This window comes from Anaeromyxobacter terrae (genome assembly GCF_022690685.1).
GTDB classification, from domain to species: Bacteria; Myxococcota; Myxococcia; order Myxococcales; family Anaeromyxobacteraceae; genus Anaeromyxobacter; species Anaeromyxobacter terrae.
The window spans coordinates 1-24,129 of record NZ_JALCYY010000058.1 but is presented as its reverse complement, the minus strand read 5'-3'; the positions used below and the strand labels follow the sequence as shown (position 1 = coordinate 24,129).

20 protein-coding genes are annotated in these 24,129 nt (G+C 72.8%); 4 read left to right on the top strand and 16 right to left on the bottom strand.

All coding sequences use genetic code 11. The features are described from left to right. Positions 1–6: 6 nt before the first annotated feature. Positions 7–2,163 carry a hybrid sensor histidine kinase/response regulator gene (locus MNY62_RS20400; protein WP_242346200.1) on the bottom strand — a complete coding sequence of 719 codons (2,157 nt, stop codon included), beginning with the start codon at positions 2,161–2,163 and terminating at the stop codon, positions 7–9. A gap of 221 nt (positions 2,164–2,384) precedes the next feature. Between MNY62_RS20400 and MNY62_RS20395 the strand changes: the two genes are divergently transcribed. Together MNY62_RS20395 and MNY62_RS20390 are read left to right on the top strand one after the other, a co-directional pair. Continuing rightward, complete coding sequence (locus tag MNY62_RS20395) at positions 2,385–8,000, top strand: HAMP domain-containing protein (RefSeq protein WP_242346199.1); 5,616 nt, start codon at positions 2,385–2,387, stop codon at positions 7,998–8,000. Then, a complete protein-coding gene (locus MNY62_RS20390; RefSeq protein ID WP_242346198.1) occupies positions 7,997–8,602 on the top strand; it encodes a hypothetical protein in 606 nt (201 codons plus the stop codon). The genes MNY62_RS20395 and MNY62_RS20390 overlap by 4 nt, the downstream gene beginning before the upstream one ends. 33 nt (positions 8,603–8,635) lie before the next feature. On the opposite strand, the gene MNY62_RS20385 is transcribed toward MNY62_RS20390, so the two are convergent. The 5 genes from MNY62_RS20385 to bfr all read right to left on the bottom strand — a co-directional run bounded on the left by MNY62_RS20385 (position 8,636) and on the right by bfr (position 13,788). Next, a complete protein-coding gene (locus MNY62_RS20385) occupies positions 8,636–8,923 on the bottom strand; it encodes an HP0495 family protein (protein ID WP_242346197.1) in 288 nt (95 codons plus the stop codon). 298 nt (positions 8,924–9,221) lie between these two features. Next, positions 9,222–10,550: a PhoH family protein gene (locus MNY62_RS20380; RefSeq protein ID WP_242346196.1), complete on the bottom strand. Its 1,329-nt coding sequence runs from the start codon at positions 10,548–10,550 to the stop codon at positions 9,222–9,224. 92 nt (positions 10,551–10,642) lie between these two features. Continuing rightward, a complete protein-coding gene (locus MNY62_RS20375) occupies positions 10,643–12,922 on the bottom strand; it encodes a sensor domain-containing diguanylate cyclase (protein WP_242346195.1) in 2,280 nt (759 codons plus the stop codon). Further along, a complete protein-coding gene (locus MNY62_RS20370) occupies positions 12,919–13,224 on the bottom strand; it encodes an FtsB family cell division protein (protein WP_242346194.1) in 306 nt (101 codons plus the stop codon). The genes MNY62_RS20375 and MNY62_RS20370 overlap by 4 nt, the downstream gene beginning before the upstream one ends. Before the next feature lie 84 nt (positions 13,225–13,308). Next, a complete protein-coding gene (bfr, locus tag MNY62_RS20365) occupies positions 13,309–13,788 on the bottom strand; it encodes a bacterioferritin (RefSeq protein WP_242346193.1) in 480 nt (159 codons plus the stop codon). A 70-nt stretch (positions 13,789–13,858) separates the two neighbouring features. Here bfr and MNY62_RS20360 point away from each other — a divergent pair, with 70 nt between their 5' ends. Further along, positions 13,859–14,848 (top strand): FAD:protein FMN transferase, encoded by a 990-nt coding sequence (locus MNY62_RS20360; RefSeq protein ID WP_242346192.1) that lies wholly within the window; start codon positions 13,859–13,861, stop codon positions 14,846–14,848. A gap of 4 nt (positions 14,849–14,852) precedes the next feature. On the opposite strand, the gene MNY62_RS20355 is transcribed toward MNY62_RS20360, so the two are convergent. From MNY62_RS20355 to MNY62_RS20310, 10 genes are all read right to left on the bottom strand, one after another. Continuing rightward, positions 14,853–15,152: a (2Fe-2S)-binding protein gene (locus MNY62_RS20355; RefSeq protein WP_242346191.1), complete on the bottom strand. Its 300-nt coding sequence runs from the start codon at positions 15,150–15,152 to the stop codon at positions 14,853–14,855. After that, positions 15,149–15,730 carry a hypothetical protein gene (locus MNY62_RS20350; protein WP_242346190.1) on the bottom strand — a complete coding sequence of 194 codons (582 nt, stop codon included), beginning with the start codon at positions 15,728–15,730 and terminating at the stop codon, positions 15,149–15,151. The genes MNY62_RS20355 and MNY62_RS20350 overlap by 4 nt, the downstream gene beginning before the upstream one ends. Next, positions 15,723–16,199, bottom strand: a complete 477-nt coding sequence (locus tag MNY62_RS20345) for a hypothetical protein (protein WP_242346189.1) — start codon at positions 16,197–16,199, stop codon at positions 15,723–15,725. Before MNY62_RS20345 ends, MNY62_RS20350 begins: the two co-directional genes overlap by 8 nt. Continuing rightward, positions 16,196–16,759 carry an FMN-binding protein gene (locus tag MNY62_RS20340; RefSeq protein WP_242346188.1) on the bottom strand — a complete coding sequence of 188 codons (564 nt, stop codon included), beginning with the start codon at positions 16,757–16,759 and terminating at the stop codon, positions 16,196–16,198. Before MNY62_RS20340 ends, MNY62_RS20345 begins: the two co-directional genes overlap by 4 nt. A gap of 17 nt (positions 16,760–16,776) precedes the next feature. Further along, complete coding sequence (locus MNY62_RS20335) at positions 16,777–18,069, bottom strand: hypothetical protein (RefSeq protein ID WP_242346187.1); 1,293 nt, start codon at positions 18,067–18,069, stop codon at positions 16,777–16,779. 73 nt (positions 18,070–18,142) lie between these two features. Next, positions 18,143–18,829 carry a metal-dependent transcriptional regulator gene (locus MNY62_RS20330; RefSeq protein ID WP_242346186.1) on the bottom strand — a complete coding sequence of 229 codons (687 nt, stop codon included), beginning with the start codon at positions 18,827–18,829 and terminating at the stop codon, positions 18,143–18,145. Next, positions 18,826–19,053, bottom strand: coding sequence for a hypothetical protein (locus tag MNY62_RS20325; protein ID WP_242346185.1), 228 nt, complete (start codon positions 19,051–19,053; stop codon positions 18,826–18,828). Before MNY62_RS20325 ends, MNY62_RS20330 begins: the two co-directional genes overlap by 4 nt. An 8-nt stretch (positions 19,054–19,061) precedes the next feature. After that, positions 19,062–21,131, bottom strand: coding sequence for a ferrous iron transport protein B (gene feoB, locus MNY62_RS20320; RefSeq protein WP_242346184.1), 2,070 nt, complete (start codon positions 21,129–21,131; stop codon positions 19,062–19,064). Further along, positions 21,128–21,643 (bottom strand): Fur family transcriptional regulator, encoded by a 516-nt coding sequence (locus MNY62_RS20315; RefSeq protein ID WP_242346183.1) that lies wholly within the window; start codon positions 21,641–21,643, stop codon positions 21,128–21,130. The genes feoB and MNY62_RS20315 overlap by 4 nt, the downstream gene beginning before the upstream one ends. Before the next feature lie 75 nt (positions 21,644–21,718). Beyond that, a complete protein-coding gene (locus MNY62_RS20310; protein ID WP_242346182.1) occupies positions 21,719–22,339 on the bottom strand; it encodes a HEAT repeat domain-containing protein in 621 nt (206 codons plus the stop codon). A 94-nt stretch (positions 22,340–22,433) separates the two neighbouring features. Here MNY62_RS20310 and MNY62_RS20305 point away from each other — a divergent pair. Next, a partial coding sequence (locus MNY62_RS20305) for a Fis family transcriptional regulator (RefSeq protein ID WP_242346181.1) occupies positions 22,434–24,129 on the top strand: 1,696 nt, incomplete at its 3' end.

Below are 24,129 nucleotides of genomic sequence, written 5' to 3'. Positions count from 1 at the left end.
GCCGCGCTACCGCGCCCGCTCGAGCGGCAAGCAGACCGTGAAGGCGGATCCCTCGCCGAGCCGGCTCGCGACGGCGATCGTTCCGCCGTGCGCCTCGACGATGCGCCGCGTGATGTAGAGCCCGAGGCCGAGCCCGCCGTGTGCGCGGGAGTTCATCCCCTTGTGGTAGCGCTCGAAGACGCGCGAGAGATCCTCGGCGGCGATCCCGATCCCGCGGTCCGCGACGACGACGACCGCGTCGCCGGCCTCGCGCCGGAGCTCGATCGAGACCGGCCCCTGTCCGCCGTAGCGCACGGCGTTCGACACCAGGTTGGTGAGCACCTGGTCGAGCTTCAGCCGATCCCAGCTCCCCTCGATCCCGGGCGCGATCCTCACCTCCAGCCGCCGCCCGCCACGCGCGAGCTCGTCCCGGAACCGTCCCGCGACGTCGGCGACGAGCTCGCCGAGCTCCATCGGCTCGCGGTCCACCTCCAGGCGTCCCGCGTGGATGCGCGTCACGTCGAGCAGGTTCGCGACGAGGCGGGTCATGCGGTCCACCTGCCGCGCGCACGTCGAGAGCCGCTCGAGCAGCGTCCCGCGCCGCGGCCCCTCGGGGAGGTCCGACAGCCCGCGCTGGAGGGCCTTCATCTGGAGGTGCAACGGCGTGAGGGGCGTACGCAGCTCGTGCGACGCGATGGAGATGAACTCGTCGCGCACGCTCACCGCGTGCTGGGCGCTCCGGTACACGAGGGCGTGGTCGAGGGCCTGCGCAGCGCGGCGCCCGAGCTCCTCGGCGAGGCGTAGCTCGCGCGCGGCGTCGCGGCGTGGACCCGCGACGAACCGGAGGGTCCCCACCGTGCGGTCGCGGCCCCTGAGCGCCACGGACACGAGCCGGACCGGCCCCTCTCCGAGGAGCTCCTGCGCGCGGCTCGCCGCCTCGGGCGGCAGGAGCCGCCGGACGTCCTCGCAGACCTCGGCGCGCCCGTCCTCCCGCGGCGGCGCCAGCGGGGCCGCACGCACGAGGGCGCCGAGGGCGTCCGCGCGCGCGGGATCGCGGTGCGCGGCCGCCAGGATGGCGGGGAGCTCGTCGACCGCCTCGACGTGGACCACCGCGGCGTCGGCCATGAACGGCACGCCGAGCCGGGCAACCGTCTCCGCGGTCGTGGCGAGGTCGAGGGACTCCGCCAGGGCGGCGCCCGAGCGATCCAGGAACTCGAGGGCCTCCTCGGCGAGGCGCGCGTCCGTGACGTCGACGGAGAAGCCGCGCACCTCGAACCGCCCCTCCTCCTCGGCGGGGACGACCCGGAGATCGGTCTCGAAGCGGAGCGTGCGGCCGTCCGCGTGGACGAGGCCATGCTCCAGGGCGGCCCCCTCCTCTCCCGGCGAGAGGCTGCGGAGGGCGGCGAGCAGCCGCGCGCGGTCCTCCTGGGGAACGAGCGCGCGCCAGGAGTCCGGCCCGCCCGTCCACCGCTCGACGGGGTGGCCGATGAGGGCCTCGGCGCTCGGGCTCACGAACGTGCAGGCGAGCGTATCGGGGTCGATCGTCCAGACGATCGCGTGGGTGATGCCTTCGATCAGCCGGCGGTAGCGCTCCTGGGCGGCGCGCTCGCGCCGGAGGTTCTTGAGCTCGAGCTGCGCGACCGCCCGCTGCCGCTCGCGCTTCTCCTGCTCCGCGAGGAGCGCTGCCTGACGGACGATCTCCTGCTTGGCCCGGTGCAGCTCCACGAACCCGGCCACCTTCGCGCGGAGCACCTCCGGATCGACCGGCTTCAGGAGGTAGTCGATCGCGCCTGCGTCGTACCCGCGCGCGACGTACCGCTGCTCGTCGCTCATGGCGGTCACGAACACGATCGGGATGGCCCGGGTCCGCTCGTTCGCGCGGATGAGCCGCGCCGTCTCGATGCCGTCGAGCTGCGGCATCTGCACGTCCATGAGGATGAGCGCGCAGTCGTCGCGCAGGAGGAAGCGCAGCGCGTCCGCGCCCGAGCGCGCCTTCACGAGCTCGTACTCGGGGTTCCGCAGCACGGACTCGATCGCGAGCAGGTTCTCGGAGCGGTCGTCGACCACCAGGATCTTCACGGGGCTCGACGGCTCCGCCGCCGCGCCGCGTGGGCCGGCCGGCGTCTTGTCGTCGCGATCGAGGGGGTCGGCGGTCAGGGGGAGCTCGTTCGTCGGCAATGCCATTGGTGAGTTTTGTGGAATCTAGTGTCCCAGCGGGCCATTCATGGGCGAAACCGGTGGGGCGGGTGAAGGCCGACCGGTGGGGTACCAAGGATCCGGGGTCGCCGGGTTGAACCATCATGGGGGCCGGAAGGTTCCCTCGGAGTAGGCAGTTCGCTACCCATGGAATGCTTCGTCCCGCGCGCGCGCCTTCGCGTGCCCGCGGACGACAGGACGACACGCACATGCCGAAGAACACGACTACCCGCTCGCACCTCCCCCGGCGCCGCCGCGCAGACGGCGGCGGCCTGCCGGATCGGGTACCCGTCGAGCGCGCGGGCGCTCCGCTCGGCGACGGCGCGGCGCGCGGGGAAAGCCCCATCGAGGCGCGGGCCTCGGCGCGTACGCAGAAAACGGGCCCGGCGCCCGCTCGCCCGCCGCGGGCGGGGAGGCTGCCACGCCCACCCGCGCCCGCACGCGACGACCCTGGCGCGCGGACCGACGACGGAGGGCTCACCGAGTGGGACCTCCTCACGCGCGCGAGCCAGGACGAGGTCGAGCAGCTCGTCGACGTCCTGAAGTCGGTGAAGGCGGGCGACTTCTCCGTGCGCCTCCCCTACCGCCGCGAGGGCATCCTCTCCCGCGCGGGCGAGGTCCTGAACGACATCCTGCAGCTCAACGAGCACGTCTCGAGCGAGCTCCTCCGCGTGGCGAAGATCGTCGGGCAGGAGGGCAAGATGACCGAGCGCGCCTCCGTCGGTCCGGCGAAGGGCGCCTGGGCCGCCGGCATGAGCGCCGTGAACCAGCTCATCGGCGACCTCGTCGCGCCGACCAACGAGGTCGCGCGCGTCATCACCGCGGTCGCGAAGGGCGACCTCTCGCAGAAGATGTCGCTCGACATCGAGGGCCGACCGGTCCGCGGCGAGTTCCTCCGCATCGGCACCACGGTGAACTCGATGGTGGATCAGCTGAACTCCTTCGCGGCCGAGGTGACGCGCGTCGCGAAGGAGGTCGGCAACGAGGGGAAGCTGGGCGGCCAGGCCGACGTGAAGGGCGTCAGCGGGACCTGGAAGGACCTCACCGACAACGTGAACGGCCTCGCCGCGAACCTGACGGCGCAGGTGCGCAACATCGCCAAGGTCACGACCGCCGTCGCGCAGGGCGACCTGTCCCAGAAGATCACCGTCGACGCGAAGGGCGAGATCCTCGAGCTCAAGAACACCATCAACGTGATGGTCGACCAGCTCCAGTCCTTCGCGGCCGAGGTGACGCGCGTCGCGAAGGAGGTCGGCAACGAGGGGAAGCTGGGCGGCCAGGCCGACGTGAAGGGCGTCAGCGGCACCTGGAAGGACCTCACCGACAACGTGAACGGCCTCGCCGCGAACCTGACGGCGCAGGTGCGCAACATCGCCAAGGTCACGACCGCAGTCGCGAACGGCGACCTCTCCCAGAAGATCACCGTCGACGCGCGCGGCGAGATCTACGAGCTCAAGAACACCATCAACACGATGGTGGACACGCTCCGCTCGTTCGCCGCGGAGGTGACCCGCGTCGCGAAGGAGGTCGGCACGGAGGGCAAGCTCGGGGGCCAGGCCGACGTGAAGGGCGTCGCGGGCACCTGGAAGGACCTCACCGACAACGTCAACACGATGGCGTCGAACCTGACCGTCCAGCTGCGCGACGTGTCGAAGGTCGCCATCGCCATCGCGCACGGCGATCTCACCCAGAAGATCACCGTCGACGTGAAGGGCGAGATCCTCCAGATCAAGGACGTCATCAACAAGATGGTGGACCAGCTGAACTCCTTCGCCGCGGAGGTGACCCGCGTCGCGAAGGAGGTCGGCACGGAGGGCAAGCTCGGCGGTCAGGCCAACGTGCGCGGCGTGTCCGGGACGTGGAAGGACCTCACGGACAACGTGAACGCCATGGCGTCGAACCTCACCGTCCAGCTGCGGGACGTGTCCAAGGTCGCCACCGCCATCGCGAACGGCGATCTCACCCAGAAGATCACCGTCGACGTGAAGGGCGAGATCCTCCAGATCAAGGACGTCATCAACAAGATGGTGGACCAGCTGAACTCCTTCGCCGCGGAGGTGACCCGCGTCGCGCGCGAGGTCGGCACGGAGGGCAAGCTCGGCGGCCAGGCGGAGGTTCGCGGCGTCAGCGGCACCTGGAAGGACCTCACCGACAACGTGAACGCCATGGCATCGAACCTCACCGTCCAGCTGCGGGACGTGTCCAAGGTCGCCACCGCCATCGCGAACGGCGACCTCGGCCAGAAGATCACCGTCGACGTGAAGGGCGAGATCCTCCAGATCAAGGACGTCATCAACAAGATGGTGGACCAGCTGAACTCCTTCGCCGCGGAGGTGACCCGCGTCGCGCGCGAGGTCGGCACGGAGGGCAAGCTCGGCGGCCAGGCGGAGGTCCGCGGCGTCAGCGGCACCTGGAAGGACCTCACCGACAACGTGAACGGCCTCGCCGCGAACCTCACCGCGCAGGTGCGGAACATCGCCAAGGTCACGACCGCCGTCGCGAACGGCGACCTCTCGCAGAAGATCACCGTCGACGCCCGCGGCGAGATCTTCGAGCTCAAGACGACCATCAACACGATGGTCGACCAGCTCCGCTCCTTCGCCGCGGAGGTGACCCGCGTCGCGAAGGAGGTCGGCACGGAGGGCAAGCTGGGCGGCCAGGCCGACGTGAAGGGCGTCAGCGGCACCTGGAAGGACCTCACCGACAACGTGAACGGCCTCGCTGCGAACCTCACCACGCAGGTGCGCAACATCGCCAAGGTCACGACGGCCGTCGCCCGCGGCGACCTCTCCCAGAAGATCACGGTCGAGGCGAAGGGCGAGATCCTCGAGCTCAAGAACACCATCAACGTGATGGTGGACCAGCTGAACTCGTTCGCGGCGGAGGTGACCCGCGTCGCGAAGGAGGTCGGCACGGAGGGCAAGCTCGGCGGCCAGGCGGAGGTCCGCGGCGTCAGCGGCACCTGGAAGGACCTCACCGACAACGTGAACGCGATGGCGTCGAACCTGACCGTCCAGCTGCGCGACGTGTCCAAGGTGGCGACCGCGATCGCGAACGGAGATCTCACGCAGAAGATCACCGTCGACGTGAAGGGCGAGATCCTCCAGATCAAGGACGTCATCAACAAGATGGTGGACCAGCTGAACTCGTTCGCCGCGGAGGTGACCCGCGTCGCGCGCGAGGTCGGCACGGAGGGCAAGCTCGGCGGTCAGGCCAACGTCCGCGGCGTGTCCGGGACCTGGAAGGACCTCACCGACAACGTGAACTTCATGGCGTCGAACCTCACGACGCAGGTGCGCGGCATCGTGAAGGTCGTGACCGCGATCGCGAACGGCGACCTCTCGCAGAAGTTCGTGCTCGAGGCGAAGGGCGAGGTGGCCGCGCTCGCCGAGACCATCAACTCGATGACCGACACGCTGCGCACCTTCGCGGATCAGGTGTCGACGGTCGCGCGCGAGGTCGGCGTCGAGGGCAAGCTCGGCGCGCAGGCGCGGGTGCCGGGCGTCGCCGGCACCTGGAAGGACCTCACCGACAACGTGAACTTCATGGCGTCGAACCTCACGACGCAGGTGCGCGGCATCGTCAAGGTCGTGACCGCGGTCGCGAACGGCGACCTCTCGCAGAAGTTCGTGCTCGAGGCGAAGGGCGAGGTCGCGGCGCTCGCCGAGACCATCAACTCGATGACCGATACCCTCCGCATCTTCGCGGACGAGGTGACGGGCGTCGCGCGCGAGGTCGGCATCGAGGGGAAGCTCGGCGGCCAGGCCAAGGTGCCCGGCGCCGCCGGCACCTGGCGCGACCTCACCGACAACGTGAACCAGCTCGCCGGCAACCTGACCTCCCAGGTGCGCGCCATCGCGGAGGTCTCGACCGCGGTGACGAAGGGCGATCTCACCCGGTCGATCACGGTGGAGGCGCAGGGCGAGGTGGCCGCCCTGAAGGACAACATCAACCAGATGATCTCCACCCTCAAGGAGACCACGCAGAAGAACACCGAGCAGGACTGGCTGAAGACGAACCTCGCGAACTTCTCCAACATGATGCAGGGGCAGCGGAACATCGTCTCGGTGGCCCAGGCCATCGTCTCGAAGCTCGCGCCGCTCGTGAACGCCGCGCACGGCGCGTTCTTCCTCATGGAGCGCGACGAGACGAGGAGCGAGCCGGTCCTGAACCTCATCGCGAGCTACGGCTTCGGCGGGCGGAAGACCCTCGCCTCCTCGTACCACCTCCGGGAGACGCTCATCGGGCAGTGCGCGTTCGAGAAGAAGCGCATCCTCCTGAAGCGCGTCCCGCGGGACTTCATCTACATCGCCACCGGGATGGGCGAGGCGCCGCCGCGCTGCGTGGTGGTGCTGCCCGTGCTGTTCGAGGGCGAGACGAAGGCGGTGATCGAGCTCGCCGCGTTCGAGGAGTTCAGCCCGAACCACCTCGCCTTCTTCGATCAGCTGATGGAGAACATCGGCGTCATCCTCAACATGATCGGCTCGAGCATGCGGACCGAGGAGCTGCTGCAGGAGCTCAAGCGGTCCAACGCCGAGCTCGAGGCGCAGGCGGGAGAGCTGAACGACAAGGCGAAGCTGCTCGAGCAGAAGAACAACGAGGTCGAGCTCGCGAGCCGCAGCCTGGAGGAGAAGGCCGAGCAGCTCCAGCTCATCTCCAAGTACAAGTCGGAGTTCCTCGCGAACATGTCGCACGAGCTCCGCACGCCGCTGAACAGCCTGCTCATCCTCTCGAAGATGCTCGCCGAGAACAAGGAGGGGAACCTCACGCCGGAGCAGGTGAAGTTCGCGAGCACGGTCTACACCTCGGGCAACGAGCTGCTCGGGCTCATCAACGAGATCCTCGACCTGTCCAAGGTCGAGGCGGGCAAGATGCAGATCGACGCCCGCGAGGCGCGCCTCGAGACGGTCCGCGAGTACCTCGAGCAGAACTTCCGGCACGTTGCCGAGCAGAAGGCGCTCACGTTCTCCGTCACGGTCGATCCCGAGCTGCCACGGACGATCTTCACCGACGTGACGCGCCTGCAGCAGATCCTGAAGAACCTGCTCTCCAACGCGGTGAAGTTCACCTCGAGGGGGGCGGTCACCGTGACCTTGAGCGCGCCGGGGCCCTCCGGAGCCGGCGGCGACGCCATCGCGTTCGCCGTGTCGGACACCGGCATCGGCATCCCCAAGGACAAGCAGAAGCTCATCTTCGAGGCGTTCCAGCAGGCGGACGGCACCACGAGCCGCAAGTACGGCGGCACCGGCCTAGGCCTCACCATCAGCCGCGAGATCGCGCGGCTCCTGGGCGGGACGATCCAGGTGGAGAGCGAGCCGGGCACGGGCAGCACCTTCACGCTCGTCCTGCCGCTCCGCTACGCCGGCGCGGAGGCGGTGCCGCGACCGCCCGTGAGCGTGGAGGAGGAGCTCTCCGTGAGCCCCCTCCCGGCCGACGCCGACTTCTCGGGGCGGACGGTGCTCCTCGCGGACGACGACATCCGGAACGTGTTCGCCATCAACAGCGTGCTCGAGGCCCGCCGGATGCGCGTCATCCACGCCGAGAACGGACGAGAGGCGATCCGGCTCCTCGGCGAGAACCCCGCCGTCGACCTCGTCCTCATGGACACGATGATGCCCGAGATGGATGGGCTCACCGCCATCCAGGAGATCCGGAAGGTGGCGCAGCACCGTGAGCTGCCTATCATCTCGCTCACCGCGAAGGCCATGAAGGGCGACCGGGAGAAGGCGATCGAGGCGGGCGCGTCCGACTACGTGGCGAAGCCCGTGGACCCGGACCGACTGCTCGCGGTGATGCACGGCTGGCTCCGGCGGGAGGACGCGTGACGAAGACCGGGAAGAAGGACCCCTCCCCGCTCGTGGCGGCGGCGACGGCGCTCGAGGAGGAGCTCGAGCGCATCGCGAGCGTCGCCCGCGAGGCGCAGCGGCTGCCGCTCGACTCGCAGCGGAACGTGGAGCGCACCGCGGAGAAGCTCGCCGACCTCGGCGCGGTCGACGCGAAGCTCGGCCCGCTCGTGCAGCAGCTCATGGGCGCCGTGAGCGCGCTCGTGCAGGGACAGCACGATCAGGCGGTGGCGCTCGCGGCGCGCGCCGAGGAGGTCCGCGCTCGCCGGGAGGTGCTGCGCGAGCTCCTCGGCCGCTACGCGGGGCTCGGCCGCGACGCGCAGGAGCTGAACGCGATGGTCCAGGCGTTCGCCAGCGGGGCGCAGCCGGGCGCCGGCGGCACCGAGCCGCCCTCGTTCGACGCGGTCCGCGAGACGATGACGCGCCTCATCGGCGACGCCGAGGCCGTGGCGCGCGCCTCGGTGGAGCAGGGCTTCGAGGATCTCTCGCGCCAGGCGGACGGACTGCGCCAGCAGCTGCTCTCCGCCCGGAACAAGCTGAACCTGCTCGACGCGCGCGCGGAGCGGGCCGGGCCACCCCAGTAGCGGCCGCACGGACGGCGCAGGCGCCCGCCCGGATCACAGGTAGTAGACGACCCGCTCGTCCTCCCAGAGGACCTGGTAGACCGCGCGCCGCTGATCTTCGGAGTCGAGCCGCACCGCGACCGAGACGGAGTGGTACTTCCCTCCGGAGCTCGCGCGCACGCGCACGCGCTCGGGCGGTGCGTCGCCGACGATGCGAGCCACCAGGCGGCGAGCGTACTCGGCGAAGTCGTCCGCCGCTCGCCCCATGATCTTGAACGTGTAGTCGACCGGGTAGTCGAGCGCCGGGGCGGGCGGACCCTGCGATCCTGTGCCGTCCTGCATCCCCGTACCCTAGCGAGCGACGGCCCTGGAGGCCACCCGGAGGACGCGCCCGGCGGACGTCCTCACTGCTGCGTCCACCGCGGAGCCGCCGCGGGCCTACCCCCGGCGCGCGCCTGCGGCGCGTCGAGCGGCCCGCCTAGAGCAGGTTCGCCGCGAGCTCCGCGAGCGGGCTCCGGGCGATCTCACGGGGACTGCGTCCCCCCCCCCCGGCGCGGGGGGCCCCGTCACGCCGCGCCCCCGCGTGGGGGGGCGCGCGCGTTGCCCCCGGCCCGCGCCTGCGGCGCGGCGAGCGGCCCGTCTAGAGCAGGTTCGCCGCGAGCTCCGCGAGCGGGCTCCGCTCGCCCTTCGACATCGTGATGTGCCCCGCCAGCCGCTCGCTCTTGAAGCGGTTCACCACGTGGATGAGGCCGTTGTTCGTCTGATCGACGTACGGGTTGTCGATCTGGTAGGGGTCGCCGGTGAGGACGATCTTGGTGCCGTCGCCGACGCGCGTGATGATCGTCTTCACCTCGTGCGGGGTCAGGTTCTGCGCCTCGTCGACGATGATGAACTGGTTCGGGATCGATCGCCCGCGGATGTAGGTGAGCGGCTCGATCTCCAGGATGCCGAGGTCGAGGAGCTCGTGGTACCCGCGGCCGGCCTTCTTCTCCGAGCGCGACAGGTTCATGAGGTACTCGACGTTGTCGAAGATCGGCTGCATCCAGGGGTTCAGCTTCTCCTCGACGGAGCCGGGCAGGTAGCCGATGTCGCGCCCGAGCGGGAAGATCGGCCGCGACACGAGGAGCTTCTGGTAGACGCCGTCCTCCATCGTCTTCTGCAGCCCCGCCGCGATGGCGAGCAGCGTCTTGCCCGTGCCCGCCTTCCCGACGATGGTGACGAGCCGGATGTCGTCGTTGAGGAGCAGATCGAGCGCGAAGGACTGCTCCTTGTTGCGCGGCCGGATCCCCCAGACGCCCTCCTTCGGCGTCTTGATGAGCTGTACGAACGACTGCCGGGGCGCGCTGTACTTGCCCACCGCGGAGTGCTGGGGGTTCGCGCGATCGCGGAGGACGACGAACTCGTTCGGCGGAGGCGGATCGCCCTCGGGCTGCCACGCGAGCGCGCCGTCGGCGTAGAACTCGTTCACGGACTCCGACGGCACCTCCAGGTCGGCGACGCCGCTCCACAGCTCGTCGAGCTCGACGCCCTCGACGTCGTAGTCCTCGGCGTGGAGCCCGAGCGCGTCCGCGCGGATGCGGAGGTTCGTGTCCTTCGTGACGAACACGGTCGGCCGCGAGCGGTCGCGGTCCAGCAGCTCCAGCGCGACGGCGAGGATCTTGTCGTCGACCGAGTGGCCGTCGGCCGCCACCGTGGCGGGGAGCTTGTGCTCGGCGACGAGCACGCGGATGACCCCGCCGCGATCCGGGCCGATCGGCACGCCCTCGCGCAGCTTGCCCTGGACGCGGAACTCGTCGAGGTAGCGCGACACCTGGCGCGCGTTGCGCCCGAGCGTCGAGAGATCCCGCTTGAAGTTGTCGATCTCCTCGATGACGTAGATCGGGATGATGACGTCGTTGTCGCCGAACCCGAAGATGCTGCGCGGATCGTGGAGCAGGACGTTGGTGTCGAGGACGAAGTTCTTTTTCAAGCCGGGCCGGCCCCCCGCGGCGTCCGTCTCGCGCCGCAGCGGCAGTCTAACCCGGTGCGGGGTCGAGCGGCCACCGGGCGAGGGCGCCGCCCCTACCCCGCCGCGCGACGGTGCGCGCGAATCGTCGCGGCGAGGACGGTCTGGTTCCGTCCGTGGCGCTTCGCGTGGTACAGGCACGCGTCCGCCCGCTCGACGAGCTCCGGCTTCTTCGCGCCGTCCTCGGGCCAGGTGGCGACGCCGAGCGACATCGTCACGCGCAGCGGGCCCTGCTCCGTCTGGAACGTCACCGCGGCGAGCCGCTCGCGGATCCGCTCGGCGATGACCCCGGCGCCCGGCGCGTCCGTGCCTGGCATCACGATCGCGAACTCCTCGCCGCCGTAGCGCGCGACCACGTCGGTCTGGCGCGCCTCGCCGGCGAGCACGCGCGCGACGCCGCGCAACACCTCGTCGCCGACCGGGTGCCCGTAGGTGTCGTTCACCGACTTGAAGTGATCGACGTCGCACAGGAGGAGCGAGAGGCGCTGGCCGCCGCGCGCCGCGAGCGCGAGGTGCTCGTCGAGCCGCGCCTGGAAGGTGCGGTGGTTCGTGAGCCCGGTGAGGCCGTCGGTGGTGGCCAGCCGCTCGGCCTCCTCGTAGAGCCGCGCCCGCAGGATGGACTGGGCCGCCTGGCCGGCGACGACCTCGAGCTGGCGAACCTGATCGACGCTCGGCGCGCGGTCGCGCGCGACCCCGGCGAGCACCACGGTCCCGAGCACCTCGCCCGCGGCGCGGAGCGGCACCACCCGCACCCAGCCGAGCCCCTTGAGCGACGACGAGGCGTCGAGCAGCGTCGCGCGCGCAGGATCCACGCTCGCGGCGGGCAAGGTCGTGTCGTGCTCGACCACCTTCTGGACGAGCCCGTCCCCGCCGATCACGCGCTTCCCGGCGAGCGCGGTCAGGCGCTGCCCGTGGACGGCGGCGACGCGGTGGGCACGCTCCTGCCCGTCCTGCTCGACGAGCGTCACCGCCGCCGCGTCGATCGTCACGATCCTGCCCGCGACCTCCGTGATGGTCCGGAACACCTCGTCGGGCGTCCGGGTCCGGTTCAGGAGGTCGATCGCGTCGTAGAACCGCTCCTTCTCGTCCCGGGTGCTCTTGATGTCGCCCATCACGCGCTCGGCCTCGAGCGCGCGGAAGATCTCCGCGCACAACGTCTGGACGAGCTTCTCGTCCTCGTCGGAGAACGGGATGGGCTCGCGGCGATCCGCGACGATGACGCCGCGCACGTACCCGCCCCGGCGATCGATGAGCGGCACCACGACGAGCGCGCCGGGGCGAGCCCCGTCCTCGTAGTAGGTCGCCACCTTGACGTCGCCGTGGAGTCGCACCGAGGTGCGGCGCGCGATGGCCGCGCCGAGCGCGCCCTCGCGCGCGGAGACGCCGCGGGCGAGGGAGTCGCTCGCGGTCCGGCACTCGCGGAGCTGGAGCCGCTCGCCGGCGTCGTCGAGGAGGTACACCGCGCAGGTGTGGCTGCGGAGCGCAACCTCGGCGACCTCGAGCGCGCCGCGCATCGCGTTCTCGACCTCCAGCACGGAGGCCACCGTCCAGCGTCCGTCGGCGTCGCCGCCGGCAGCCGGGGCACCCGTGCCGGAGGCGGTCAGCCGGAACTCGCGCGCGCGCTCCTCGAGCTCCTTGACCCGCCGCTCCACCGCCCGCTCCTCCGCGCGCCTCGACGAGCCCACCTGCGCCGCCAGCACCGCGTGGTAGAGCAGCGCGAACAGCGTGACGAACCCCGCGCGCACGACGGCGGAGGGGAGCTCCTCGGCGTGCCCGCCCCGCCCGAACCACACGAGCAGCTCGAGCGCCACCGCGATCACCACGAGCGCGAGCCCGATCCGCCGCGCCAGGAAGGCGACGAGGAAGGCCATGACGAGGTAGACGAGCGGCTGGAGGGGTGAGTCCACGTGGCCGGCGCTCGCGGTCTGCGCCATCGCGTAGGCCGCGACGACGAACAGCGCGCCGAGCTCGAGCTGCTCGCGCAAGGTCGCGGCCTCGCCGGCGGCGGCACGGGCGGTCCGGCGCCACACCCCCGCCCCGAGCGCCGCCGCGAGCGCCGCGGTGCCTGCCGTCTGGGGCCAGCCCGGCGCGGCGGCGTCGAAGGCGCCGAGCACGACGAGCCCCCCCGTGCCGACCGTCACCGCCGGGGTGAGGCTGCGCAGCAGGAGCCGTCCGGCGCGCCGGCGGGCGGGTGCGCCGAAGGTCCCCCCGTCGCTGAACAGCGCCGCGTACACGCGGACGAGCAGGGGCCGCGGGCGCTGCAGCGCGAGCCGGCGCCGGACGGTCGGCGTGGCGCCGATGGGGGCTCGGTGCGCCGCGCCGGGCGGCGCCGTCATGGCCCGGCCTCCCGGCCCTCGCCGACCCAGTAGACGCGCTCGCCGGGCCGCACGAACCGGAGCTCCTCGCGAGCGGCGCGCTCGAGCGCGGAGGGATCCGTGCGCAGCGCGTGGACCTCGCGCGCGAGCCGCGCGTTCTCGGCGGCGAGCCGCGCGTTCTCGTCCTCCATGCGCCGCGCGTCCTCGTCGAGCCGCACGTACCTGCGGATCCCGTCGGGATCGAGGGCAGACACGGCCCCGAGCAGCGCGAGCGCGCCGACGAACGCCCTCCACCCCCAGCCGCGGCCGCGTCTCCCGGACATCCGCCCCGACGCTAGCAGCGGCGGCCGCGCCGTCCAGAAATCGGCCGGTAGCGCCCGCGGGCGACCCGCGCCCACACCGGAGCGCTACGAGCCGGCCTTCTTGAGCTGCTCGGCGAGGTAGTTCTGCGCCCCGATCTGATCGATCGCCTCGAGCTGCGTCTCGAGCCAGTCGGCGTGCTCCTCCTCTCCCTCGAGGATGTGCTCGAGGAGCTCCGCCGAGCCGTTGTCGGCCTTGTCGCGGCACAGCGCGATGCCGCGGTTCAGGGCGCCGATGGCGTCCGTCTCGAGCGCGAGGTCGAGCTGGAACATCTCGAGCACGCTCTCGCCCACGTTCACCTTGTTGTAGCGCTGCACGTTCGGCAGCCCCTCGAGGTAGAGGATGCGCGCGATGAGCGCGTCGGCGTCCTTCATCTCGTCGACGGACTCGTGCCTGAACTTCTCGAACAGCCGCTCGTAACCCCAGTTCTCGCAGATGCGCGCGTGCAGGAAGTACTGGTTCACCGCGGTGAGCTCGTTCGTGAGGACCTGGTTCAGGAGGTCGATGATCGCGGGATCGGCCTTCACTTGGCACTCCTCTCTGGAGAGGCGCTGGCGCGCGCCCTCGGGGCGCGCCTGATATAGGAGCCGCCAGCGCATGGCGGCAATCGTCCTCCTCCTCGTCACGCTCGCCCGCCCCGCCGAGGGCGTCGTCACCGAGACGCGCCCCGCGATGGGGAGCGTCGCGAGCGTGACCATCGCCGGGACGACGCCGGACGCCGCCGCGCCGGCCATCGAGGCTGCGTTCGCGGTCTTCCGGCAGGTGGAGTGGTCGATGAACGAGTGGCGCGACGGCTCGCCCCTCGCGCAGCTGAACGCCTGGGCGGGACGCGGCTGGCTCGCGCTGCCCGGAGATCTCTGCGAGGTGCTCGCGCTCGCCAAGGAGGCGGCGGTTCGGACCGGGGGGCGCTTCGATCCGACCTGGGCGGCCCTGTCGGACCTGTGGCGCTTCGACGGGAGCGCGAACGTCCCCCCTCCGGACGACGCGGTGCGGGCGCGCTGCACCCTGGTCGATCATCGCCTGCTCGAGCTCCGGCCGCGGGGAGCCGCCTGCGAGGCCCGCCTCGCCCGACCCGGGATGCGGGTGGGACTCGGCGGGCTCGCGAAGGGCTGGGCGCTCGACGCCGCCGCGCGCGTCCTCCGCGCGCGAGGACACAGGAACTTCCTCCTCCAGGCGGGGGGCGATCTCTACGCCGCCGGCACGCGCGGCGGCCGGCCGTGGCGCGTCGGCGTGCGCGATCCGCGCGGTGGACCGCTCGACGAGCTCACCGAGGTCGACGTCCGCGATCGCGCCTTCTCGACGAGCGGTGACTACGAGCACGCGTACCTCGCGGACGGCCAGCGCTACCACCACCTCATCGACCCCCGCACGTGCCGGCCCGCGACCGCCTCTCGCGCGGTGACGGTCCTCGCGAGGCGCGCGGTTGACGCGGAGATCCTCGGGAAGTCGCTCTTCATCCAGGGCGGGGAGCGCGCCCTGCGCGAGGCGTCGCGCTGGGGCGCCGAGGCCCTGATCGTCGACGCGGACGGCGCGGTGCACGCGACGCGCGGCCTGCGGGGCGCCGCTGCGACGGCGGAGCGGCCCTAACGCCTCAGGGGGTCTTCAGCTGATCGGCGGCAGCGCGGAGCGGCACGGCCTCGGAGGGCGCGTCGGCGCGCGCGTCTACTTCGAGCCCGGCCCCGAGGTGCTCCGCCTCGTCGCGTGAGGGAGCCACCACGCAAGGCACGCCGGCGCGCGGCTCGGCGAGGATCCGTGCGATGGTGCCGCGGCAGCACCCGCAGCACGTGCCTGCGCCGGTCGCGGCGCCGATCGCCTCGACGGAGCCGGCGCCCGCGTCGCGCGCGGACCGGATGGCCCGATCGGACACCGCTCGGCAGATGCACACGATCACTTCGCGACCTCCTCTGCTCGGCGCCCTCGTTCCTTCCGGTGCACACGGCCGGCGACGCGCCCGTCGGAGCGCACCGCTCCAACGGCGGCCTCCGGCCGCGCCCGCGCCGTCGCCTCGGCGCGGGCGGGGAGGAACACGGCGGCGAGGAGCGCCGCCCAGGCGAGCAGCGTGACCTCGAGGAGCCCGAACGCCGCCACCTTCACCGGCGCCAGCGCCGGGCCGAGGTAGCGGACGCCGAAGGACACCGCGATCCCGGCCAGCGCGGCGCCGAAGGACAGCGTCGCGAGTCCGCGCGCGACGCGAGCGGGGAGCGCCCGCGCGAAGATGACGACGTGTGCCACCGCGAACAGCACGATCGGGATCGCCGCGAGATGCGGCACCGCCACCTCCAGCAGCCCGGGGAGGCTCTTCGGAGCGGTGAACCGCTCGACGTCCCCGAGGTAGAACGCGCTGACGCCCGCGGGGCTTCCCCCGAGCTTGAGCGCGAAGAGGGCCGCCGCGCTCCCCGCCTGGACGAGGAGGAACGCCGCGAACGCGAGCGCCGGGAGGCGAAACGGCGCGAGGCGGGGATCACGCACGGGCGTCCCTCCAGGCGCGCAGCTGGGACACCGCCACCGCGGCGAGGAGCGCCCACATCGCGGCGCTCGCGAGGACCGAGGTCGCGACGCGCAGCGCGCCGAGCCCCGGCCGCGCGGACACCGCGAACGGCGCGAAGAGGTCCGCGAGCGTGGCCGCGAGGGCGGTCAGGACGAGCGCGCCGCGCACGCCGTCGAGCCGGGGGGCCACCGCGGCGAGCGCGGACAGCATGAACAGCACGAACCCGTAGACGAAGGCGCCGACGTGGACCTCCTCCCAGAGCGCGGCGGCCGAGAGCGGCTCCCCGCCCTCGGCGCCGCGGTAGAACGCCTCCACCCCGGCGGCCGAGAGACCGCCCGCCTGCAGCCGCTGCACCGCGAGCCCCGCGAGCGCCAGGCCCGCGAAGACGAGGAACAGGGCGACCGGCGGCCGCGCGCGGGCCCCAGCAGCCGGCTGGACGAGCCACCTCATCGCCCCACCCCCATGGCCTCGCGCAGCGCCTGCATGAGCCAGCGCGACTCCTCGGCCACGCCGCGCGCCGTCAGCGTCGCCCCGCTGATCGGGGCGAGATCCTGGCCCACCGCGAGCCGGTCGCCGGGCCCCTTCCCCGTGAGCTGCGCGAGCCAGCGCTCGCTCGGGCGGTACTCGGGAGGCTCGAGGAACGCGAGCACGGTGATCTTGCGGAGGCGTCCGTCGGGCTCGAAGGCGATGGAGAGCGTCTCGCGCTTCGTGCGCACCACGTGGCTGTGGATGACCGCGTAGCCGAGCACGTCGGCGCCGTGACGCGCGGTGTAGAAGGTGACGAGCCGCTCGCGGACGCGCGCGCGGGCGAGCCGCTCGATCCGTGCGGCCATCTCGTCCGTGAGGATCACGTCCTTCGCCTCGACCGCGTCCGCGGCGGGGAACACCGCGCGGATCGCGGCCTCCTCCTTCCCGGCGACGGCGGCCGCGCGGGCGCTCGTGGCGGGGAGGAGGAGGGCCGCGGCGAGGAGCACCGCGCGCCCGGTCGAGGCGGGTCTCGGTCGGTGCATGGCGCCCGCTCGCATGGTCAGAACACGTACCCGACGCCGAGGTCGATCTGCTCCGCGGTCGTGTCCGCGTCGGTGGAGGTGCGCTGGTAGTCGGCCTTCACGACCACGTTCGGGATCGGCTTGTAGGTGAGGCCGGCGGTGAAGAGCGTCTGGTCGAGCGCGGGGTCGCGCGCGAGGCCGGCGGGGACCTGGTCGTGGAGATCGAGGGCCTCGAGGCGCACGAAAGGCGAGAGCGACTGGCCGGCGTCCGGCAGCGCCACCCCGAGCACGTCGTAGGCCACCTCGACGTAGCCGCCGCGCGTGCGCGATCCGAGCACGAGGCCGCCGCCCTGGAGGGCGGAGAGCCTGCCCGCGTCGCCGAGCCAGCCCATCGCGTAGAGGCCCCGCAGCTGCAGCCCGCGCCAGGCGAGCTGCGCGTGCGCCTCCGCGAGGGTCACGTCGGCGTGGAGGGTTCCCTCCGCGTCCTTCGCGCCCTGGCCGGCGCGGCCGCGGTAGACCGACCCCGCGACGCTGAGCGGGCCGCGCTCGTAGCCGAGGCTGGCGACGCCGGCGAAGCTCTCCGCGGGCGCCTCGCCGCCGCCCGTGCGGGCCCCGCGCAACCAGCTGCCCGAGGAGAGATCGCCGCTCTGGCCGTTGAGGCCGACGAGCGCGTACGCCTTGTAGCGGACCGGGCCGACCGCGCCGTGCACGCCGAGGCCGTTCTCGTTCCAGGTCGAGGGGATGAGGTTGCGCTCCACCGAGGGGCGGAACACGCCGTTGAAGAAGGGCGGCTCGTGCAGCTCGTTCACGAAGCCCATCGGCACGAGCACGTTGCCGACGCGGATCCCGAGCGCGTCGGAGAGGAGGAAGTCGAGGTAGGCGAACTCGACGGAGAGCTCGTGCTGGTGCTCGTACTCGATCTCGGCGTTGAAGAGGATCTTCGGCGTGAAGCGGTAGCCCGTGTAGAGGACGACCCGGTAGAGGTCCGAGTCGGAGGGCCCATCGGACAGGCGGTTCCGGTAGAAGATCTCGCCGTAGCCGCCGATGGAGAGCCCCTTCGGCGCGAAGTACACCTTCGACGCCGCCGGGCCCATCCCGCCGTACGAGGCGTACTCGACGTCCTTGAGGCCCATCTCCAGCTTGAGACGCCGCAGCTCCTCCGCGAGCGCCTTCACCTCCTCCTTCGTCGCCGCCTCTCCCTCGCTCTTCGCGGCGGGCGCGCCCGCCTGCCCGTCGCTCGCCGGCGCGGGCGCCGCGGGCGCCGCGTCGTCCGCGCGCGCGGCCGAGGAGGCGAGGACGATGGCCAGCGCTACGATGATCTTGACTCGCATTATCGCTTGGGGCCCGCGCAGGGGCTCTCTCCGGTGTCTTCCGGGTGGGCTTTCTCGTGCTGCGCTTCGGGGACTACTGCGAACGAGCCTCGACGGGCTTCACGTAGATCTCGCCCGCGATCTCCGGATCGAGGGCGATGGTCGTCTCGCCGACCTCGATCACGTAGGACGGGGAGCGCTGGTGGAGCCGGATGGTGCTGCCGGGGATCACCCCGAGCGCGGCCAGGCGATCCATCCGGTCGTGGAACTTGGGCGCGATGAACACGATGCGGCCCGACGCGCCGACCTCGAAGCTGCGGAGCCCGGTCACGAGCGGCCGGAGCGTCTTCTGGTAGGTGCCGCAGCAGCCGCCGGGGGGGATGGGCTTCCCGTGGGGGCAGGTCGGCGGGTGGCCGAGCAGCGTGCAGACGGAGTCGGTCGCCTCGGGCGAGAGGATGTGCTCGAGCTCGCAGGCCTGCTGCTCCGTGACGCCCTCGCCGAGCTCGAGCACGTCGCGGAAGAGCCGCTCCGCGAGCCGGTGCCGGCGCACGACGTCGCGTGCGCGCCGCTCGCCCTCCTCCGTGAGGTGAACGCTCGCCCCGTCGAGCCTGACGAGGCCCGCGAGCGCGAGCTCCTCGAGGTCGGCCCGGCCGGCCCCCGGCGCGTGCTCGGCCTCGGCCGCCGCCAGGATCTGGTCGGCCCCGTCGTGACCCGCCTCGCGCTGGGTGTAGGCGGTCTCCAGGATCTCCTCGAGCCGCCGCGTCGTCGTCCCGTTGTTCACGGAGAGTCGTTCCTCCCGTCCTTGTCGCGCTTGAGCCGATCGATGAGACGCCGGAGGCCGCCGGCGAGCCCGGCCTCCTGAGGGAAGCTGTAGCTGCACGAGGGGCAGCACACGACGCGGCAGCCCTTCGCCATCGGGCAGCTCGGCCGGCACCCCTGCCCCATCGCGTCGAAGCGGGTCCCGCAGAGCGGGCAGGTCTCGATCTTCTCGACGAGCGCCGCCACCGCGCCTCCTAGTACAGCCACCGCATGAGCTGGTTCACCACCGCACCCACCCCGACCGCGAACGGCACGATGAACGCCATGATCGCCACGCCCGTCTTCCAGCCGCGCTCCTTCAGGATCATGAAGAAGTTCGCGATGCACGGGATGAAGAGCGTGATCGTGACGAGCGCCACGACGATCTCGATCTGCATCGAGCGCGTGAGCCCGCCGGCCTCCATGAACGGCTGGTAGTGGAGGAACAGGCCGGCGGCGGCGTAGTCGCGCCGCAGGAAGCCGAGGATGAACGCGGCCGCGGCCTCCCTGGGCAGGTCGAGCAGCCCGACGACGATCGGCGCCGCGGCGCGCTCGAGCAGCGCGAGGCCGCCGAAACGATCGAGCAGGTACAGGATGAGCGTGCCGACGATGAAGAGCGGCAGCGCCTCGCGCAGGTACCACTCGATGCGCGCGAGCGTCTTCACCGCGATGTTGCCGGCCTGCGGCACGCGCAGCGGCGGGAGCTCGAGCATGAAGTCCGAGCCACGGCCGGGCAGCACCTTCGCGGCGAGCCAGCCGACGAGGAACAGCACGAGCAGCACCGTCGCGCCGAACCAGACCGTCGCCGCCATCGGGAGCTTGGAGGTCATCGCGAAGATGACCGCCATCTGCGCGCTGCATGGGACGCCGAGGGCGAGCAGGAGCGTCACGATGACCCGCTCCTTCCTCGTCTCCATGATGCGCGCCGTCATCGTCGCCATCGTGTCGCAGCCGAGCCCGAGCACCATCGGCAGGACCGCCTTGCCGTTCAGGCCCATCCGCTTGAACACCTTGTTCAGCATGACGGCCAGGCGCGGCAGGTAACCCGAGTCCTCGAGGACGCTGAAGGCGATGAAGAACGTCGTCACGATCGGCAGCACGATCGCGATGCCGTAGGACAGGCCCATCGAGACGACCCCGTACTTCCCGATGAGGATCCCGTCCTGCTTCAGGTAGTCGGCGCCGGGGGAGCCGACGAGGAAGTTCTCGATCGGCCCGTCCGGCGCGAGGAACCGCACCCCGGCGGTGATCCACGGCACGAGGTATTTCGCGAAGACCGTGTGCTCGAGGAAGTCGACGAGCGTCCCCGCCCCCAGCACGCCCACGAACTCGTAGGCGGCGTAGAGGACGGCGGCGAGGATCGGGATCCCCCACAGCGGGTGCGTGGACCAGGCGCCGAGCTTGCGCCCGAGGCCGCTCGCCGCGGTGGCGCCGCCGCGCGTCACGACCGCGTCGTGCAGCCGGTCGGCCGCCGCGAGCCGCTGGCGCGCGACCACGAAGCGCAGCGACTCGGGGTAGCGCGCCGCCACCCCGCGCCGGATCGCGTCGATCCGGGCGAGGTCCGCCTCGGAGACGTGCGCGGCGAGCTGCGGGCGGAGCGACTCGTCTCCCACGAGCGCCATGACCGCGAGCGCGCGCGGGCCGAACCCGCCCCGCGGCATGAGCGGCGTGATCTCCGCGAGGGCCGCCTCGATGGCCTCGTCGTAGCGCGGCCGGAAGGTGGACGCGCGCCCGCCGGCCGCGATGCGCTGCTGCAGCGCCGCAAGCCCCTGCCGCTGCACGGCCACGGTCGGCACGACGTCGATGCCGAGCTCTCGCGAGAGCCGCTCCACGTCGATGTGGAACCCGCGGCTCGCTGCCTCGTCCGCCATGTTGAGCGCGAGCGTGAACGGGATCTCCGCCTCGGCGAGCTGCGTCGCGAGCAGGAGACCGCGGCGCAGGTTCTTCGCGTCGCAGACCTGCACGGCCGCGTAGCCGCGCTCGGTGAACAGGATGTCGCGGGTGACCTGCTCGTCCTCGGACATCGGGATGAGGTTGTTCGTCCCGGGCGTGTCCATCACGTGCCAGGGTCGACCCTCGATTGTGGCCGAGCCGCGCGTCACCTCGACCGTGGTGCCCGGGTAGTTCGAGACGGTGACGTACTTGCCGGTGAGCGCGCCGAAGAGGGCGCTCTTCCCGACGTTGGGGTTGCCGACGAGGATGATCGCGCGGTTCGCGGCGACCACCTGCTTCTTCTCGAGCTCGCCGGCGCGCGCGGCGGCCGGGGCCGGGGCCGGAGGGGTCACGCGCGCTCCTCGCCGCGCACGGCCTTCCGGCACCGCGCACAGCGGCCGTACAGCTCGAGCTTGTGGCTCTCGACCTCGAAGCCGTGCCTGCGGGCCACCGTCTCCTGCAGCGACTCGATCTTCTCGTTCGCGAACTCGATGATGTCGCCGCAGCCGGTGCAGATGAGGTGGTCGTGGTGCGCGCGCCCCGCGGACGGCTCGTAGCGCGTCTGGCCGTCGCCGAACTGGCGCGCCGAGGCCAGGCCGCACTCGACGAGGAGCTTCATCGTCCGGTAGACGGTCGCGACGCTCACGCGCGGGTCGTCGCGGCGGGCGTGCCCGACGAGCTCCTCGACCGTGACGTGCCCCCGGAGCGCGAAGAAGGCCTGCGCGATGCGCTCGCGCTGCCGCGAGTGCTTGAGGCCCTTCTGCTCGATGTACGCGGCGAGCGCCGCCGCAGAGGTGCCTGCGTCCTGCGGGCGATCGTGCCCGCGGGCCCTGCTGCTTCGGGAGTCGTGGTCGGCGTGGGTCATCCTGATAACGATTCTCAGTATCAGACTGACGCCGCGCAGGCAAGCCCCCGTGGAGACGACCGCCGCAGGTCGGGCTCAGCGCGGGGGCGCGGCGTCGCGCCAGTACTCTCGCCAACGCGCCGCCGCCTCGGGGCCTTCCCCGCCCGCGTCGCGGCCGGCGAGCGCGACGAGCGTCGCGTGGGCCTCCCGACGCACCTCGGGCGAGGGGTCGTCGAGCAGCTCGATCAGGCGTGGGACCTCTCGCACGCCCGCCTCCCGAGGACGGTGGCGAGCGACCTCGGCCGCGAGGGCTCGCGTGACGGGATCCGGGGAGCGGAGCGGGCCGGCGAGCTCGACGGGCGGCGCGTTCACGCCCCGGTACCCCTGCGCGAGCTCGAGGACGACGCCGGTGATGACGCCGAGGACGAGCACCATCAGCCCGACCTGCACGAGCGCCTTCCCCGCCGAATAGCGGCCGGCGCGCACCAGCACGAAGCGGTAGGCGGCGTAGCCACCGATGAAGAGCGCGAGGATCACCGCCGGCACCGCGAGCGCCGCCCGAGGCCAGCCGCTGCCGGCGACGGACCGCGCGAGCTCCGGCACGCCGAGGAGCGTCAGCGCGGTGGCGGCGAAGAGCAGCGCGAAGAGGATCCAGCGGAGGGAGCGGACGGCGGCGGGGGTCCGGCCGATCCCGCCGTCCTTCATCCCGGGTGACATGCGCGGCAGTGAACCACGCGCGCGGGCGAGCGGCAACCGCGATCGCCTGGGATCCTTGACTCGGGCGGCGCCGCGGCGCACGTTCCGGCCCGCCATGGCCGAGATCGACGCCGAGCTGCTCGAGCGTGTCGCCCGCTGGTGCGCCGAAGCCGGCCGCCAGGCGGGGGCGCGCGAGATCCGTGCTGCCCTTTCGCCGCTGTCCTGGGACGAGCTCCTCGCCGCGCGCGCCCTCCTCGCGGACCCGCCGCCCTCGGCGCCGCTCGGCCCGTACGCGCTCGCCGACCTGGCGCGCGGGACGCCCGCGGAGACCGCAGCCGAGCGGGAGCGCGAGGCCCGCTATCCGCGGGAGGAGGCCGACGAGCCCGTCGTGCCCGCGTCCCCCGCCGCCGCGACCGAGCCCGCACCCCGCGCAAAGGCGGGGCGCGCCCGCAAGAAGCAGCCCGGGATCGTCGTCCACCGCGCGCGCGACCGCGTGGCGGTCGTCCCGGAAGCCCCGCCGCCTTCCCCGACCCTCGACGATCTGCGCCGCGACGAGGGGCGCGCCGTCCTGGAGCGCCTCCTGCGGCGCCACGGCGCCCGCCGCGCCGCGATCCTGTCGGAGCTCCAGGCCGGCTGGCGCGGCCCCGGCGACGCGACGCCCACCGACGCGGAGCTCACGGCCCTCCTCGATCACCACGGCCTCGCCCGCGCGTTCGAGCGCCGCGAGCACGACGAGCTCCTGCACGCGCTCCGCGCCGCCGCCGGATCCCGCGCCGCCGCGGCCGCGCGGCTCGGGATCGACGAGGCGGGCCTCGACGCCGCCCTCGCGCGGCTCGGCGCGGTGGAGGACGCGGAGCGGATCCGCGAGGAGCGGCGCGCGGATCTCCGCGCGCGTGCGACGCTCTCGGAGCGGGTGCACCTCCTGCTCGCCCAGGAGGAGCGGCTGCGCGATCTCGGGCTCGTCGCGGAGTTCGAGGCGGATCTCCGCGCGCGCCTCCCCGAGCACCTCCGCGCGCTGCGCGCGGGCGGCGAGCCGCTCGGGCCGGCGCTCTCGCGGAGCCTCTCGCTGCCCTTCGAGACCGTCGGGGCGCTCTCCCTCCGGTTCGGCCTCGATCTCGGCCCCGCGGGCGCGGGCATGCGCCCGCCGTCCGGAGGAGCCGGATCGTATCAGCGCCGGCAGGGGCCGCGCCGCGAGGTGCGCCCCGCGGGCGGCGCTCGCGAGCCGAGCCGCTCGAGGTTCGAGGAGCGGCGCAGGTTCGGATCGGACCGCGCCCGGACCGGAGGCGAGCGCCCCGAGCGACGCGAACGTCCGCCCGGCTCCGGGCGCCCGGAGTGGGCGAGCGGCTCCTCGGACTCGGCGAGCCGTCCCCCGTTCCGCCGTGGCAACGCCGGCGCCGCGCCGCCGCGCAGCGGTGGCGGGCCTTCCGGAGCGACACGCGGGCAGGACCGCCGCGGTCCCCGCTCAGGCTTCGGCCCTCGCTCTGGCCCTGGCCCCGGCCCGCGCTCGGGTCCGGCCCCCCGCTCCGGCTTCGGCCCTCGCTCCGGCCCCGGCTCTCGCCCCGGCTCCGGCCCTGGCCCGCGCTCGAGCCCCGGCCCCCGCTCCGGCCCCGGCCCTCGCTCCGGCTTCGGCCCTCGCTCCGGCCCCGGCCCGCGCTCGAGCCCCGGCCCTCGCTCCGGCCCCGGCCCTCGCACGGGCCCCGGCCCTCGCTCCGGCCCCGGCCCTCGCTCCGGCTTCGGCCCCGGCCCTCGCTCCGGCCCCGGCCCTCGCTCCGGCTTCGGCCCTCGCTCCGGCCCTGGCCCCGGCCCCGGCC